We start from the raw sequence: 15,653 nt of genomic DNA, 5'->3' as shown, positions 1-15,653 counted from the left end.
ACCCGCCGAAGCGGCGGGAATGACCACCTGTCTCAAAGCATGAGACGAGGCGTCTCACCGATAGTCGTCACCCAGCGCCGCCTGGACGTACTTGCGCGCCTGGTGGATGCGCGACTTCGCGGTGCCCAGCGGGATGCCGAGCTGCTCGGCCACCTCGTTGTAGTCGAGCTGCACGATGTCGCGCAGGACCAGCGCCTGCGCGAGATCGGGCTTGTCGGCTTCCAGCGCCTCCATCGCGTCGAGCAGGTCGAGCCGCGAGCCGGCGATCACGCTCACCCGCCGCGCGTCGGGCTTCTGCGTCGGCAGCTCGTCGGAGGTCTGCTCGGCCGCCCTGCGCTTCAGCGACCGGTAGGTGGTGCGCGCGCAGTTGGCCGTCACGATGTGCAGCCAGGTGCTGAACCTGGCACGCCCCTCGAAGCGGCCGATGTTGCGCGCCACCGCGAGCAGGGTGTCCTGCGACGCCTCCTCGGCATCCTGGTGGTACGGAAGGATCCGGGAGCAGTGGCGCATCACATCCGGCTCGATCCTGGCCAGCAACTCGCCGAGCGCGCGATGATCTCCAGCAGCGGCGGATCGGGCGAGTTCCTCGGTTAGCTCATCAAGCGCCATAGCTGCGATCCTATGATCGGAAGGAGCTTCGATGAACAGCGTCCTCGTGGCCTCCAACAGAGGGCCGGTCTCCTTCACCGTCTCCGACGACGGTGTCCTCATCATGAGACGGGGCGGCGGCGGCCTCGTCTCCGGGCTGTCCGGGGTCGCCAAGGACGACGGCGTCCTGTGGGTCTGCGCGGCGCTGTCCGACGACGACCGCAGCGCCGTACGCCTGTCCCCCGGCGGCCGGCTCGACCAGGCCGGCTACGACACCGGGCCGCTGCGCATGCTCGACATCCCGGCGACCACCTTCCACCGCGCCTACAACGCCGTGGCCAACTCCACACTGTGGTTCGTCAACCACCTGCTCTACGACATCCCCAACGCGCCCAGCTTCGGCATCCGCTTCGCCCGCGAGTGGGAGTCCTACCGCGACTACAACGGCGCCTTCGCGCTCGCCCTCGCCGAGGAGGCCGGGCACGGCGCCCGCGTGATGGTGCAGGACTACCACCTCACGCTGACCCCCGCCATGCTCAGGGCCGAGCGGCCCGACCTGCGCATCGCGCACTTCAGCCACACCCCGTGGGCGCCGCCCGAGTACTTCTCGCTGCTGCCCGACGAGGTGGCCGGCGAGGTCCTGGAGGGCATACTCGGCGCCGACCACGCCGGGTTCCTGGCCGAACGGTGGGCGGCGGCGTTCATGGACTGCTGTGAGGCGGTGCTCGGGGCGGAGGTCGACCGCGCGGCCCGCAGCGTCACCCACGAGGGCCGCACCACCAGGATCGGCGTCCACAGCCTGGGGGTGGACGGCGCGGCGCTGTGGGAGCGGGCCGGCGAGCCCGACGTCGAGTCGCACATCACGGCGATCAGGGAGCAGGTCGGCGACCGCCGCCTCATCGTCCGCATCGACCGCACCGAGCTGTCCAAGAACATCGTGCGCGGCCTGGTGGCCTACGGGGAGTTCCTGGCCGCCCATCCCGAGTGGCACGGCCGCGTGGTGCACCTGGCCTTCGCCTACCCGAGCCGGCACGACCTGCCGGAATACCGCGAGTACACCGCCTCGGTGCAGCGCTGCGCCCAGGAGATCGAGAACGAGTTCGCCACCGAGGACTGGGACCCGCTCATCCTCAACGTCCACGACGACTATCCGCGGTCGCTGGCCGCGTACCGGATGGCCGACGTGCTGCTGGTCAACCCCATCCGGGACGGCATGAACCTGGTGGCCAAGGAGGGCCCGGTGCTGTCGCCGCGCTGCGCGCTGGTGCTCTCGCGGGAGGCGGGCGCGGCCGCGGAGCTGGGCCCGTACGCGCTGATGGTCAACCCCTACGACATCAGCGGCACCGCCGAGGCCCTGCACAGGGCGCTGGTCATGCCGGAGGACGAGCGGCGGGCGCGGCGCGACAAGCTGCGCGCCGCGGCCACCGCCCTGCCGCCCCAGAAATGGCTCGCGGCCCAGCTCGACGCCCTCGGCTGAGCCGCGATCCCGCGCTCACCGCCAGTCGGCGTGCTTGAGCGTGTCGGCCAGGCCGGGGGTGTTCCACTGGTCGACGACCAGGATCTTGCTCTTCGGCAGGTACCACTCGCGCTGGGTGAAGCGGGCCTTGATCTGGGTGCCGCTGTAGCTCGCGCAGGTGGACTTCCAGGCGTTGTACGTGGCCTTGTGGCCGGGCCCGACCTGGCGCAGCCCCCGCGAGCCCTTCGGGCCGATGGTCTCGCCCCACTTCTCGTTGAACGGACACGGCTGCACGTCGCTCGCCGTGTAGTACGGGTCCTTGCCGGTGTAGGGGCCGAAGCCCTCCGCGCCGCGCTTGATGAACGACGGCCCGAGGATGTAGAAGGAGTCGCACTCCGCCGTCCGCCAGCCCCGGGCCTTCCCGCACTTGCCGGTCACGACCTGCACGTTGTCCGGGCCGAAGCGGTGGACCACCCACTGGATCGGGATGTAGAGGGTGAGCCCGGCACGCAGCCTCAGCTCCTGGGCGGGCGCGGCGTGGGCGGGGAGGGCACCGGCGGTGAGGGTGACGCCGGCGGTGGCGGCGACGGCGAGGTAGCGCTTGATCATGAGCCCGACTCTAGAGAACCGGACTTGCAGTCCAGTCATCAACGGCTGAACGCCGACGCCAGCTCCGCCAGCAACGCCAGCACGCCGTCCGGGCCGTCCACCACGATGTCGGCCCGTTCGGCCAGCGCGGTCACCTCCGCCGAGCCGCTGCACACGGTCACCCCTGGCAGCCCGGAGGACCGTACGGCGTCGAAGGCGGCGAGGTCGCCCAGGTCGTCGCCGGCGAACAGCACCGAACGCGCGTCCCTCTCGGCCAGGAACAGGCCGAGCGCGTGCCCCTTGTCCATGCCCGGCGGCCGCAGCTCCAGCACCATGCGGCCCGGCTCGACCACCAGCCCGTGCCGCTCGGCGAGCGCGGCCAGCGGCTCGCGCAGCGCGGCCAGCGCGCTCTCGGGATCGGGAGCGCGGCGGGTGTGCACCGCGACGGCCCGGCCCTTGTCCTCGACGGTGACGCCCTCGACGCCGAGCGAGTCGAGCAGCAGCGGCAGGTCGGCCTTGGCCCGTGGCACGCCGGCCGGCGGGGGCGGCGCGGAGGTGCGGCCGCCCTCCCAGCGTTCGAAGCCGTAGTGGCCGAGGATGACCAGCCCGGGAACGTCGGCCAGCGCCGGGCCCAGCTCCAGCGCGGTGGCCGGCGGCCGGCCCGTCACGATGACGATGGCTCGTACGTGCGCGCCGAGCTCGGCGAGCACCGCGGGCGCCTTGGGGTGGATCACGGCGGCCGCCGGATCGGGCACGATCGGGGACAGGGTTCCGTCGAAGTCGAGCCCGATCACGGCCCCGGCGGGGTCCTTCAAGATTGCTTCAATTCCAGGGATGTTCTCCACGCGCCTGCCGTACCCAGCAGGTCAGGGGCGCATGCCAAGCCTTCTGGCCGCGCGGTCGCGCTGCCGCTCGGCGCGCACCCTGCGAAGCCGCTTGACCAGCATGGGGTCGTGCTCAAGCGCCTCCGGACGGTCGATCAACTCGCCCAGCATCTGGTAGTAGCGCGTGGCGGAGAACCCGAAGGTCTCCTTGATGGCCTGCTCCTTCGCGCCCGCGTAGCGCCACCATTGGCGTTCGAAGGCGAGGAGCTCGATGTCGCGTTCGGTGAGTGGCTGTCGGGACGGCTCGTGGGCAGCATCGTCACCGCTGAGGGGTGCTCCCATGGTGTCCTCCTCTGAGGGGACGGGTGACGGTCCCGTCACCCGCACGGCCCGTGGCCAATCGTAATGTGCTGAGCTCCCGCCCTACGGGTATGTCTCGACTTTCGCCTACGAGGTAGCAGAAAAGCCCACAGAACGGAACTACTCCGCGTATCGGGCTGTTTACCGAACCGTCGGATTGCGGTGGCGGCCGCATGTCAGAATGCCGGTCAGTTCGAGCGTTCCCCCTCTCCTCCGCTCGAGGTCCTCCGTGCACCAGCTGTTCACCGTGCTGCCACGCCTGGGTCGCGACCGCGCCGCAGCGGGCTCTGACGTGATGAGGAGCCTCCTCGCCGTGGCGCTGGCCGCCGGCTGCGTGCTCGCCGTCCCGGCCTCAGTGACCGCCGTCGGCGAGACCAGGGCCGGCGACAGGATCGGGGCGGTCGCGCGGGCCGGGCAGTGGCAGCTCGGCGCGCTGCGCCTGCCCGAGGCGTGGCGGCGCAGCGAGGGCCGGGGCGTGCTGGTCGCCGTACTCGACACCGGCGTCGACGCCCGCCACCCCGACCTCGCGGGCGCCGTCGTCGAGGGCCCCGACCTCACCGGCGCGGCGCGCGGCCACGGGCCGTGGGGCCACCACGGCACCGCGATGGCCGGCCTGATCGCCGGCCGCGGGCACGGCGCCGGTCGCGCCGCCGGGATCGTCGGCGTCGCGCCCGCGGCCCGCGTCCTGTCCGTACGGGTCACGCTGGAGAGCGGCGACCCGCAGCGCGCTCGGCAGCCCCGGGGCGGGCACGACGCCCTGGCGCGCGGCATCCGCTACGCCGCCGACCACGGCGCCGGCGTGATCAGCATGTCGCTGGGCGGCGGCAGCGGCACGCGGGAGGGCTCGGCGGCCGAGGAAGAGGCCGTCCGGTACGCGCTCGGCAGGGGCGCGGTGCTGGTGGCCTCCTCGGGCAACGACGGCGACAGCGCCAACAGGAAGAACTTCCCCGCCGCCTATCCCGGCGTGATCGCCGTGGGCGCGGTGGACCGGGAGCTCCGGGTGGCCCGCTTCTCCAACCGGCAGGACCACCTGTCCGTGGTCGCGCCCGGCACGGACATCGTCACGGCCGACGGCGCGGGCTCGTACGCGGTGGGCGACGGCACCAGCTCGGCCGCCGCCATGGTGGCGGGCATCGCCGCGCTCATCCGCTCCGCCCATCCCGGTCTGTCGCCGCAGGAGGTGCGCACGGCCATCGAACAGGGCACCAGAAGGCGCCCACCGGGCGGCCACAGCCGCACGTACGGGCACGGCGTCGCCGACGCCCTGCTGGCGCTCCACGCGGCGGACGAACTGCGCGCAACGGACGAACTGGGCACTGCCGCCGGACTCGGCGCCCCCGACGAGCCGGAGACCGCCCGCGGACTCGGCACTGCCGACGAGCCGAGGACCGGCCGGGGGCTCGGCACTGCCGACGAGCCGGGGACCACCGGCGGACTCGGCACTGCCGACCGGCCGCGGGCGGCGGCGGGCCCGCCTGCGGGGCCCGGCCCCCGCTCCGGGGCGGGGCCGGGCGCGCCCGTTCCCGCGAGCAGGACGGCCGTGGTCGCGGGGCTGCTGGGGCTGATGGCGGCCATGTCGATGCGGGTGATGGTGAGACGGCGGCGCGACGGGGATTCACCCTAGCAAGCGCTTGTGTGATACTCCGGCTATGACGTACGCGATCGAGGGCTGGTTCGCCGTCGACGCCGACGGGGTCGTCCTGCTCGGCACCCGCTGCGCGGCCTGCGGCACCCTCTGCTTCCCGCCCCGCCGCGGATCCTGCCCCGACCCGCGCTGCGACGGGACCGACATGCAGGTCGCCCGGCTCCCCCGGCGGGGGCGCGTGTGGTCGTACACGAACGCCGCCTACCCGCCGCCCCCGCCCTACGTGGCGGCGCAGCCGTACGTGCCGGTGACCCTGGCGGCGGTCGAGCTCGACGGAGCCGGGATCGTGGTGCTCGGCCAGGTCGCCGGCCTCACCGTGGACGAGCTGGAGGTCGGCATGGAACTGGAGCTCACCGCGGGCCCCCTCGCGGACGGCCCGCTGGTGTGGATGTGGCGGCGAGCCCCTGGAGCGGCCTCATGAGCGGCGTCGTGGTGCTGGGCACCGGCATGCACCCCTGGGGCAAGCAGGGCCGCCCCTTCACCGAGTACGGCCTCGCCGCCGCCCGCGCCGCCCTCGCCGACGCCGGGGTCGCCTGGACCGACATCCAGTACCTCGTCGGCGCCGACACCATCAGGAACGGCTACCCCGGCTTCGTCGCGGGCTCCACCTACGCCCAGGCGCTCGGCTGGACCGGTGCCAGGATCGCCTCCTGCTACGCCGCCTGCGCCTCCGGCGCCCAGGCCGTGGACCTGGCCCGCACCAGGATCCTCGCCGGGCTGTGCGACCTCGCCCTGGTCGTCGGCGCCGACTCCACCCCCAAGGGCTTCTTCGCCCCGGTGGGCGGCGATCGCCCCGACGATCCCGACTGGCTGCGGTTCCGGCTGCTCGGCGCCACCAATCCGGCCTATTTCGGCCTGTACGCCCGCCGCAGGATGGCCCTGCACGGCTCGACCCCGTACGACTTCGCCGGCGTCAAGGTCAAGAACGCCCGCGCCGGCGCGCTCAACCCCATGGCCCGCTACCGCAGGACCGTCACCCCGGAGGAGGTCCTGGCCTCGCCCATGGTGGCCGACCCGCTGCGGCTGATGGACATCTGCGCCACCTCCGACGGCGGCGCGGCCGTGGTGCTGGCCTCGGAGTCGTACGCCCGCCGGCACGCCGGCGCCCGCGACCTGGTGCGCCTGGCGGCCGTCTCGACCGTCACGCCCACCTTCCCCAACACGGTCCTGGAGCTGCCGAACTTCGCCACCGACTCCTGCGCCGCCGTCCCCCCGCCCGAGCGGCCCTTCCGCGCGGCCATCGCGCACGCCGCGTACGAGGAGGCCGGCCTCGGCCCTGAGGACCTGTCGCTGGCCGAGGTGTACGACCTGTCCACGGCCCTGGAGCTGGACTGGATCGAGGACATCGGCCTGTGCCCGCCGGGCGAGGCCGAGAAGCTGCTGCGCGACGGCGCCACCGCCCTCGGCGGCCGGATCCCGGTCAACCCGTCGGGCGGCCTGGCCTCGTTCGGCGAGGCGATCCCCGCCCAGGCGGTCGCCCAGCTCTGCGAGCTGACCGACCAGCTCCGCGGCCGGGCAGGCCCCCGGCAGATCCAGGGGGCCAGGGCCGGTCTGGCGGCCAACCAGGGCCTGTTCGGCCACGGCAGCGCGATCCTGGTCACGCGATGAGACGCGAGAAGGCCCTCCGCGAGGGGAGGGCCTTCTCCGGAGGCGTCAGTTGACGTGGACCACGTCGTGCGTCTCGGCGAAGTGGCAGGCGCTCTCGTGCGCCGTGCCCGGCCGGATCTGCAGCAGCGGCTCCTCCTCGGCGCAGATCTCCTGCGCCTTCCAGCACCGCGTACGGAACCGGCAGCCCGACGGCGGGTTGGCCGGCGACGGCGGGTCACCCTGGAGGATGATCCGCTCCCGCTGCTCCCGCCCCTCGGGGTCGGGCACCGGCACCGCCGACAGCAGCGCCTGCGTGTACGGGTGCGCGGGCCGGTCGTAGATCTCGGTGTCCTTGCCGAGCTCCACGTACTTGCCGAGGTACATCACCCCGACCCGGTCGGAGATGTGGCGGACCACCGACAGGTCGTGCGCGATGAAGATGTAGGCCAGCCCGAACTCGTTCTGCAGCCGCTCCAGCAGGTTGATGACCTGCGCCTGGATCGACACGTCGAGCGCGGACACCGGCTCGTCGCACACGATGATCTCCGGCTGGAGCGCCAGCCCGCGGGCGATGCCGATGCGCTGCCGCTGGCCGCCCGAGAACTGGTGCGGGTAGCGGTTGATGTGGTCGGGGTTGAGGCCGACCACCTCCAGCAGCTCCTGCACCTTCGTGCGCCGGTCGCCCTTGGGCGCCACCTCGGTGTGGATCTCGTACGGCTCGCCGATGATGTCGCCCACGGTCATCCGGGGGTTCAGCGAGGTGTACGGGTCCTGCATGACCATCTGGATGTTGCGCCGCATGCGCTTGAGCTCGGCGCCCTTGGCCCGGCCGATGTCGCGGCCGTTGATCATGACCGACCCCGACGTGGGCCGCTCCAGCGCCATCAGCACCTTGGCCAGCGTGGACTTGCCGCAGCCGGACTCGCCCACGATGCCCAGCGTCTCGCCCTTGTGCAGGTCGAACGAGACGCCGTCCACGGCCTTGATCGCGCCGATCTGCCGCTTGAAGAGGATGCCCTGGGTCAGCGGGAAGTGCTTGACCAGGTCACGCACCTCAAGGATCTTCTCACCGATCGCCATCGAGGACCTCCCTCCAGTAGTGGCAGGCGCTGCCGCGCGTGCCGCTGATCTGATGCAGTGGGGGGACGTCGGTCTCGCAGTTGCCCTGCCGGTAGGGGCAGCGCGGGTTGAACGAGCACCCGCTGGGCAGTTCGAGCAGGTTGGGCGGCAGGCCCTTGATCGCGTACAGGTCCTGGCCCTTCTGGTCGACCCGGGGGATCGACTCCAGCAGGCCCTTCGTGTACGGATGGGCGGGCGTCCGGTAGATGTCGTGCACGAGGGCGTTCTCGACGATGCGTCCCGCGTACATGACGGCGATCTTGTCGGCCACGTCCGCCACGACGCCGAGGTCGTGGGTGATCAGAATGAGGCCCATCTGGCTCTCGCGCTGCAGCTCGGCCAGCAGCTCCATGATCTGCGCCTGGACGGTCACGTCGAGCGCCGTGGTCGGCTCGTCGGCGATGAGCACCTCGGGGTCGAGCGCGATCGACATCGCGATCATGATGCGCTGCCGCATGCCGCCGGAGAACTGGTGCGGGTAGTCGTTGACGCGCTGCCTGGCGGCCGGGATGCGGACCCGGTCCATCAGCTCGACCGCCTTCTTCATGGCGTCGCCCTTGGACATGCCCCGGTGCACCCGGAACATCTCGCTGATCTGCCAGCCCACGGTGAAGACCGGGTTGAGCGCGGAGAGCGCGTCCTGGAAGATCATGGCGATGCGCTGGCCGCGCACCTGGGTGCGGGCCTCCTCCGACAGCTTGAGCACGTCGGTGCCCTTGAAGCGGATCTCTCCCTTGGGGATGCGCGCGGGCGGCATGTCCAGAATGCCCATGATCGCCTGCGCGGTCACCGACTTGCCCGAGCCCGACTCGCCCAGCACCGCCAGTGTCTCGCCCGGGTTGACCGTGTAGCTCACGCCGTTCACGGCGCGCACGATCCCCGCCCGGGTGTGGAACTCCACGTGCAGGTTGTCGACGGCGAGCAGCGGTTCGTTGCCGAGTCCTCCCTCGACCGGCAACACGTCCGCTGACGTCCTGCTCACTGTTCGGTCCCCCCCTTCTACCTGAGCTTCGGGTCGAGCGCGTCGCGTACGGCGTCGCCCAGCATGATGAACGCGAGCACCGTGATGCTCAGGAAGACCGCCGGGAAGATCAGCGGCAACGGCGCCTCCAGGAAGCGGCGCTGCGCGTCGGCGATCATCAGGCCCCACGAGATCTCCGGCGGCTGCACGCCCACGCCCAGGTAGGACAGCGCGGCCTCGGCCGCGATGAACCCGCCCAGGTTGATCGTCGCCACGACGATCACGGGAGCGAGCGCGTTGGGCAGCAGATGCCGGAACATGATCCGGATCGGCCCGGCGCCCAGCGCTCTCGCCGCGACCACGAAGTCCTGCGACTTGGCCGTGATGACCGCCGCCCGCATGATCCGGAACGTCATCGGCCAGCCCAGGATGGTGAGCGCGGCGACCACCAGCCAGATGCCCCATCCGCTGTCGCGGAAGGTCGAGCCGATGAGCAGCGCGCCCAGGATGCTGGGGATGGCGAAGAAGATCTCGGTGACCCGGGAGGCCACGCTGTCCACGCCGCCGCCGAAGAACCCGGCGATCAGGCCCATGAGCCCGCCGATCAGGGCGGCGAAGATGGTCGTGCTGATGCCGATGACCAGCGAGTTCGCCGCGCCGTAGATGGTGCGGGCGTACAGGTCGCAGCCCAGGTTGTCGCGGCCGAACGGATGGCCCGCGCTGGGCCCCTGACGGGCGGTGGCGAGCTCGCAGGTGCGGGCGTTGAACGGATCCACCGAGCTGAACAGCGACGGCCAGAGGGCCATCAGCGCCAGCACCGCGATGATGCAGAGCGAGATGATGAAGATCGGCCGCCGGCGCAGGTCGTGCCAGGCGTCGGACCACAGGCTGGCCGGCTTGGCCGCCTTCTCCTTCTTCTGGGGCTTCGGTGCGGGGGTCTCCTCGGGCGCGATGACGGGGCCGCCCGGTCGAATGTCACTCATAGCGGATCCTCGGGTCGAGCACTGCGTACATCACGTCCACGGCCAGGTTGGCCAAGATGTAGATCAGGACCAGGATGGTCACGATGCCGACCACTACTGGCTGTTCCCTGAGGTACACCGACATGAAGAGCTGGTTGCCGATGCCCGGCAGGTTGAAGATTCTCTCGGTGATGACCGCTCCGCCCATGAGGTTGCCGAGGTCGGCGCCCAGGAACGTGACGAGCGGGATCAACGCGTTGCGCAGGCCGTGCCTGCCGACGACCCGCCGCCTGGGCAGGCCCTTGGCGGTGGCCGTCCTGATGTAGTCGGCGCGCAGCGTCTCGGCCAGGCTGGTCCTGGTCAGCCGGGTCAGGTACGCGATCGACACGCCGGCGAGCACGAAGCCGGGCAGCAGGTAGCTGCGGAAGCCCTCGGTGATGCCCGCGATGGGGAAGATGTCGAGCCCCGTCCACAGTTTCAGCCGTACGCCGAGCAGGAACTGCAGCACGAAGCCGGACACGAGCGTCGGCACCGAGATCAGCAGCAGCGTCGAGGCGAGGATCATGGTGTCGATGGCCTTGCCGCGCTTGAGAGCCGCCCAAAGGCCCAGACCCACGCCGATGAGGGCCTCGATGACGAGCGCGGTGATCGCCAGATTGAGCGTCACCTGGAACTTGCCCGCCATGATCTGCGAAACGGGCACGTCGGCGAAGGTGACGCCGAAGTCCGCCCGGAAAATCACTCCGCTGATGTAGTACCAATACTGGAGCAACAGCGGATCATTGAGGTGGTACTGCTCGCGCAGGATCGCGACGATGTTGGGATCCGCCCGTTTCTCGCCCGCCAGCGCCGCGATGGGATCGCCGGGCAGCGCGAAGACGATGGCGAAGATGAGCAGGGTGGCACCCAACAACACGGGGATCGACTGGAGCAGACGCCTGATGATGTAACGGCCCATATAAGCCTCCCGTACACGCGAAGAAGGCCACCCCCCTGACCCTATGGGTTTTCGGCCGGGGAGCCGCCTCCTCGCTTACCCCTGCGGGGTGGGCGCGGCGTCCGCGCCCACCCCGGGAACAACGTCAGACCTTCTCGACGTCAGCCCACTCGACCTGGTTGAGCAGGTTGATGTGAACGTTCTTGACCATCTTGGAGTAGCCGGAGTTGTTCCGGTAGAAGTACACCGGGATGTACGGCAGTTCCTCGTTGAGGATGTCGTCGGCCTGCTGGTAGAACTTCAGGCCCTCCTCCACCGAGGGAGCCTGGTCGCCCTGGGCGATCAGCTCGTCGAACTTCTTGTTCGAGTAGCCACCGTAGTTCGAGCCGGTCGCGATGGCGCCGGTGCTGAAGATCGGCGACAGGTAGTTCTCGGCCGACGGGTAGTCGATGGCCCAGCCCATGCGGAACAGGCCCTTGTACGTCTTGGCGTCCAGCTCGTCGAGGATGCTGGCGAACTTCTCGAAGGGCTTCGCGACGGCGTCGATGCCCAGGTTGGCGCGGAGGTTGTTGGCGACGGCCTCGATCCACTCCTTGTGCGGACCGTCGGCGTTGTAGCCGATCTCCAGGGTCTTGGGGCCGCCGGCGGACTCGTACAGCTTCTTGGCCTCGGCCGGGTTGTACGTGCACGCCTTGCAGGCGCCCTGGCGGTAGCCCGCGATGGCCGGGTTGATGAAGTCGTCGGCCGGGGAGCGGGTGCCGGAGAAGACCGTCTCGGCGATGGTCTTGCGGTCGATGGCCATCGAGATGGCCTTGCGGACGTCGGCCTTGTCCAGCTCGGCGTTGTACTTCAGCGGCACGCCGATGTAACCGACGCCGGCGTCCGGCTGGTCCTGGTAACGCTCACCGAGGGAGGACTTGGCCTGAGCGATCGCCGCCGGGCCGAGCGAGTCGTGGATGTCCAGGTTGTCGGCCATCAGGTCGTTGAAGGCGACGTCCGAGTCGGTGTAGAGCTTGAACTGGAGCTTGGTCCAGTTGCTCGGCTTCTTGCCCGGGTACTTGTCGTACACGGTCATGTCGATGCTCTGGTCGGTGCCCTTCTTGTAGGGCTTGTCCAGCTTGAACAGGCCCTGGCCGATGGGCTGCTCGCCGAACTGCTGCGTCACCTTGCCGTCGGCGCCGAAGGCGGCCTTGGGCAGCGGGTAGAACGCGGTGTAGCCGAGCATGACCTTGAACTGCGAGAACGGCGCGGCCAGAGTGACCTTGAACGTCGTGTCGTCCACGACCTCCAGGCCCTTCATGCCCTTGGCGGTGACCGCCTTGCCCTCACCCGGGTTGAGGTCGGCGAAGCCGTCGACGCGGCCGAAGAAGTAGCCGGCGCTCTGGGCGTTCTCCTGGTTGGCGGCGTAGTTCCAGGCGTCCACGTAGTTCTGCGCGACGAGCGGCTCGCCGTTGTGCCACGTGTAGCCGGACTTGAGCTTGATCGTCCAGACCTTCTGGTCATCGCTGGTGATCGACTCGGCCGCGGCCTCGACGGCGTTCTTGTTCTCGTCGTAGGTGACGAGAGGCTCGAACACGGCCGCGAGGACCTCCGAACCCTCGGACTCCGTGGTGTTCGACGGCACCAGGAGCTCCTGGGGCTCACCGAGCTCCATGCGGACCGGCGTTTCTGCGCCACCGCTCGCGGCAGTGCCACCTTCCGAGGCACCGCCACCACACGCGGCAACCGCGAGGGCGAGCAGCGCGGTACCGGCGACGATCTGTGCGCCCTTAGTAACACGCATGGTAAAGAAAAATCCTCCCTCTACAGTGGGCGTACAGCGCTGAGCTGCGTGTTCGTGAGCAGCCTGACGGGGGAGTCCTGGTATCCCCCCCGAGTTTGGCCGACCAGGTCAAGCCAGCCGTACGCCCTGCCAGTCGATCGCGACTATCCCTTACTACTTGCCACCAGCGAGTCTCTGGCGCGTTGCAGTTCGGTCACACGTCCGCCTATCAACCGTCACAGACAATCGGTGCGATCTGTGGTAAATCGTACAAAGAGCCCAGTACCGGTTGGACCTGGACCTGAACAGACGATGAAAATTACCCCCTGCCGAAGACTGCTCGTGCCTCCGCCACCACCGCCCGCCCCTCCTGGGCTACGGTTGAACAGGTCTTGGCGGTGGCTTGGAACCCCGGCGCCCCGAGACACCGTCCAACAGTCTGCCGGTCACGGTCCAGCGTGACAGGCACCCCACCGACCCGGATCCAATAGAGTCCTTGCCATGAGCCAGCCGGAATCCGCTGTAGCGGACGCCCAGGCGGGCGGCCGGAGCGGGGAGCCGCTGGCCAAGCTCGCCAAGAGATACGGGCTTCGCCGTGCCATCGCACGGCCGAGGTTCCCTGTCTACGTGCGCCAGCTGTGGGAGCGGCGACACTTCATCCTGACGTACGCGACCTCGCGCAACGTCTCGAAGTACTCCAACTCGGCGCTGGGCCAGCTGTGGCAGGTGCTGACCCCCCTGCTCAACGCCGCCATCTACTTCCTGATGTTCGGCATCATCCTGGGCGGCAGCAAGAACATCGAGAACTACCCGGCCTTCCTGCTGACCGGGATGTTCATCTTCACCTTCACCCAGCGCACGGTCACCGCGGGCGCCAAGTCGATCACCGGCAACCTGTCGATGATCCGGGCCCTGCACTTCCCGCGCGCCTCGCTGCCGCTGGCCTACACGATCCAGGAGCTGCAGCAGCTCGCGATCTCGATGAGCGTGCTCCTGGTGCTCGTGGTCGCCACCGGAGAGTTCCCCACCTGGTTCTGGCTCATGATCCCGGTGGTGCTCGCCCTGCAGACGATGTTCAACATCGGAGCGGGGCTCGTCATGGCCCGCCTCGGCGCCTCGATGCGCGACCTCAACCAGTTGCTGCCGTTCATCACGCGCACCTGGCTCTACGCCTCGGGCGTCTTCTTCTCGATCCAGGACAAGGTCGTGGGCTCGGCCGGCCTCCCCCAGTGGGTGGCCGACGTGATGTATCTCAACCCCGCGGCCTCCTACATCGAGTGGATGCGGGAGATCCTGATCACGAGCCACAACACCGCGGTGGGGCACCACCCCCCGACAATGGTGTGGATGTCTTGCGTATTCTGGGCGGTGTTCGCGCTCGGATTCGGCTTCTGGTACTTCTGGCGGGCCGAGGAGAGGTACGGGCGTGGCTGAGACCAAGGAGCTGCAGCAGGTGAAGGGCGACAAGCCCGCCGTCCCCAAGGACGCCAAGGCGCGTCCCGCCGCCAAGTCCACGGGCAAGGCGCCACTCGACGTTCCCACGGGCACGCCGACCGTCATCGTCGACGACCTCCACATCGTCTACCGCGTCTACGGCGCGGCCTCCGACTCCGAGAAGGGCAACGCGGTCAACGCCCTCACGCGCATTCTCAAGCGCCAGGGCCGCCCGCAGATGAAAGAGGTCCACGCGGTCAAGGGCGTGACGTTCGTGGCCTACCACGGCGACGCCATCGGCATCGTGGGCCGCAACGGCTCGGGCAAGTCCACGCTGCTGCGCGCCATCGCGGGCCTGCTGCCCCCGCACGAGGGCGCCGTCTACACCGACGGCCAGCCCTCGCTGCTGGGCGTCAACGCCGCCCTGATGCGCGAGCTCACCGGCGAGCGCAACATCGTGCTCGGCTGCTACGCCATGGGCATGACGCCGGCCGAGGTCCGCGAGAAATACCAGGAGATCGTCGACTTCTCCGGCATCGACGAGTTCGTCCAGCTGCCGATGTCCACCTACTCGTCCGGCATGGGCGCCCGCCTGCGCTTCGCGATCTCCTCGGCCAAGACCCACGACGTCCTGCTCATCGACGAGGCCCTCGCCACCGGCGACCGCGAGTTCCGCAAGAAGAGCGAGGAGCGCATCCGCCAGATCCGCGAGTCGGCCGGCACCGTCTTCCTCGTCGCCCACGACCTGCGCGTCATCGAGGAGACCTGCAACCGCGTCATCTGGCTGCACAAGGGCAAGATCCGCATGGACGGCGACCCGAAGGAAGTCATCGCCGCCTACAACAAGGGCTGAGACCGCAGGTCCGAGCGCCGTGCCCCCGCGAAGGGCGCGGCGCTTTCCCATGGGCGAAACGCCCGCGACGGGAGGGACGAAAGACTGACACCGGGCCACGCGTTCCGATAGGATTCGAACGTCAATTCGATCCGAGGACCGGTGATGGACAAGGACCGGTGATGGAGTGGGAGCGCGCGATGGGAGAGCTTTCGGCCGCGATCGACCACCTGGCCACCGAAGACGTGACCGAGATCCCGCGGATGCAGCTCGCCGAGCAGCTCCTGGAGCTGCACTGGCAGATGGCGAGGCTGCAGGCGCAGATAGCCCGTCGCACGGGCGTCCGACTGCCCTGACCGACCGAGAGACCCCGCCGCGGCGAGCGGCAGACCCCCTCACATGAGCCGGACGTGCTCCGGACATGAGAATGCCGCCGACCCTGGTCGGGCCGGCGGCGGGGCTCGGGGGCGCCGCTGCCCTGCATGAGAACGGCGTTGCCCGAGCCCGGGCCTGGGCGCGTCCGCCCGAGCCCGTCACTGAGACCGCCCGCTCACCGCGGGAGGCTCGTAACCCACGCGCGCCAGCTCTTCGAGCGCCC

General features: G+C 69.9%; 16 protein-coding genes. 7 read left to right on the top strand and 9 right to left on the bottom strand.

The genetic code is table 11. The features are described 5' to 3' along the window. Positions 1 to 54: 54 nt before the first annotated feature. Entirely contained in the window at positions 55 to 609 is a 555-nt protein-coding gene (locus SMD20_RS34285; RefSeq protein ID WP_091094399.1) for an RNA polymerase sigma factor, read from the bottom strand. Positions 610 to 640: 31 nt separating this feature from the next. Between SMD20_RS34285 and SMD20_RS34280 the strand changes: the two genes are divergently transcribed. Further along, entirely contained in the window at positions 641 to 2,065 is a 1,425-nt protein-coding gene (locus SMD20_RS34280) for an alpha,alpha-trehalose-phosphate synthase (UDP-forming) (RefSeq protein ID WP_329589257.1), read from the top strand. A gap of 15 nt (positions 2,066 to 2,080) precedes the next feature. Here the strand turns inward: SMD20_RS34280 and SMD20_RS34275 are convergent, their stop codons facing one another. The 3 genes from SMD20_RS34275 to SMD20_RS34265 are packed head-to-tail and all read right to left on the bottom strand — an operon-like array spanning position 2,081 to position 3,798. Continuing rightward, positions 2,081 to 2,653, bottom strand: a complete 573-nt coding sequence (locus tag SMD20_RS34275) for a hypothetical protein (protein WP_329589255.1) — start codon at positions 2,651 to 2,653, stop codon at positions 2,081 to 2,083. Between the two features lie 38 nt (positions 2,654 to 2,691). Further along, positions 2,692 to 3,447, bottom strand: coding sequence for a trehalose-phosphatase (gene otsB / locus SMD20_RS34270; protein WP_329589253.1), 756 nt, complete (start codon positions 3,445 to 3,447; stop codon positions 2,692 to 2,694). A 51-nt stretch (positions 3,448 to 3,498) separates the two neighbouring features. Then, positions 3,499 to 3,798: a DUF3263 domain-containing protein gene (locus SMD20_RS34265; protein WP_329589251.1), complete on the bottom strand. Its 300-nt coding sequence runs from the start codon at positions 3,796 to 3,798 to the stop codon at positions 3,499 to 3,501. Positions 3,799 to 4,045: 247 nt separating this feature from the next. On the opposite strand from SMD20_RS34265, the gene SMD20_RS34260 reads away from it, so the two are divergent. From SMD20_RS34260 to SMD20_RS34250, 3 genes are read left to right on the top strand one after another with little or no spacing between them, the layout of a single operon-like run. Next, complete coding sequence (locus SMD20_RS34260) at positions 4,046 to 5,440, top strand: S8 family peptidase (RefSeq protein ID WP_329589249.1); 1,395 nt, start codon at positions 4,046 to 4,048, stop codon at positions 5,438 to 5,440. Positions 5,441 to 5,465: 25 nt separating this feature from the next. Further along, positions 5,466 to 5,882, top strand: a complete 417-nt coding sequence (locus tag SMD20_RS34255) for a Zn-ribbon domain-containing OB-fold protein (RefSeq protein ID WP_329589247.1) — start codon at positions 5,466 to 5,468, stop codon at positions 5,880 to 5,882. Further along, a complete protein-coding gene (locus tag SMD20_RS34250) occupies positions 5,879 to 7,069 on the top strand; it encodes a lipid-transfer protein (protein ID WP_329589245.1) in 1,191 nt (396 codons plus the stop codon). Before SMD20_RS34255 ends, SMD20_RS34250 begins: the two co-directional genes overlap by 4 nt. Positions 7,070 to 7,114: 45 nt before the next feature. Here the strand turns inward: SMD20_RS34250 and SMD20_RS34245 are convergent, their stop codons facing one another. From SMD20_RS34245 to SMD20_RS34225, 5 genes are all read right to left on the bottom strand, one after another. Beyond that, entirely contained in the window at positions 7,115 to 8,128 is a 1,014-nt protein-coding gene (locus SMD20_RS34245; RefSeq protein WP_329589243.1) for an ABC transporter ATP-binding protein, read from the bottom strand. Continuing rightward, on the bottom strand, positions 8,115 to 9,149 hold the full coding sequence (locus SMD20_RS34240; protein ID WP_329589241.1) for an ABC transporter ATP-binding protein: 1,035 nt from the start codon (positions 9,147 to 9,149) through the stop codon (positions 8,115 to 8,117). Before SMD20_RS34240 ends, SMD20_RS34245 begins: the two co-directional genes overlap by 14 nt. A 17-nt stretch (positions 9,150 to 9,166) precedes the next feature. Next, positions 9,167 to 10,111 carry an ABC transporter permease gene (locus SMD20_RS34235; protein WP_329589239.1) on the bottom strand — a complete coding sequence of 315 codons (945 nt, stop codon included), beginning with the start codon at positions 10,109 to 10,111 and terminating at the stop codon, positions 9,167 to 9,169. After that, positions 10,104 to 11,048 (bottom strand): ABC transporter permease, encoded by a 945-nt coding sequence (locus tag SMD20_RS34230; protein WP_329589237.1) that lies wholly within the window; start codon positions 11,046 to 11,048, stop codon positions 10,104 to 10,106. The genes SMD20_RS34235 and SMD20_RS34230 overlap by 8 nt, the downstream gene beginning before the upstream one ends. 124 nt (positions 11,049 to 11,172) lie before the next feature. Continuing rightward, positions 11,173 to 12,681, bottom strand: coding sequence for a peptide ABC transporter substrate-binding protein (locus SMD20_RS34225; RefSeq protein WP_329589235.1), 1,509 nt, complete (start codon positions 12,679 to 12,681; stop codon positions 11,173 to 11,175). 609 nt (positions 12,682 to 13,290) lie between these two features. Here SMD20_RS34225 and SMD20_RS34220 point away from each other — a divergent pair. From SMD20_RS34220 to SMD20_RS34210, 3 genes are all read left to right on the top strand, one after another. Continuing rightward, the gene (locus SMD20_RS34220; RefSeq protein ID WP_329589233.1) at positions 13,291 to 14,223 is read left to right on the top strand and encodes an ABC transporter permease; all 933 of its coding nucleotides are present in this window, start codon (positions 13,291 to 13,293) and stop codon (positions 14,221 to 14,223) included. Next, on the top strand, positions 14,216 to 15,076 hold the full coding sequence (locus SMD20_RS34215) for an ABC transporter ATP-binding protein (protein WP_329589231.1): 861 nt from the start codon (positions 14,216 to 14,218) through the stop codon (positions 15,074 to 15,076). Before SMD20_RS34220 ends, SMD20_RS34215 begins: the two co-directional genes overlap by 8 nt. A gap of 179 nt (positions 15,077 to 15,255) precedes the next feature. Next, entirely contained in the window at positions 15,256 to 15,411 is a 156-nt protein-coding gene (locus tag SMD20_RS34210; protein WP_329589229.1) for a hypothetical protein, read from the top strand. The last annotated feature ends 242 nt before the right edge of the window (positions 15,412 to 15,653 follow it).

Origin of the sequence: Nonomuraea sp. LP-02 (genome assembly GCF_036289125.1) — a bacterium.
Classification (GTDB): Bacteria; Actinomycetota; Actinomycetes; order Streptosporangiales; family Streptosporangiaceae; genus Nonomuraea; species Nonomuraea bangladeshensis.
The sequence above is the reverse complement of the archived record's forward strand: the minus strand, read 5'-3'. Positions and strand labels throughout refer to the sequence as shown.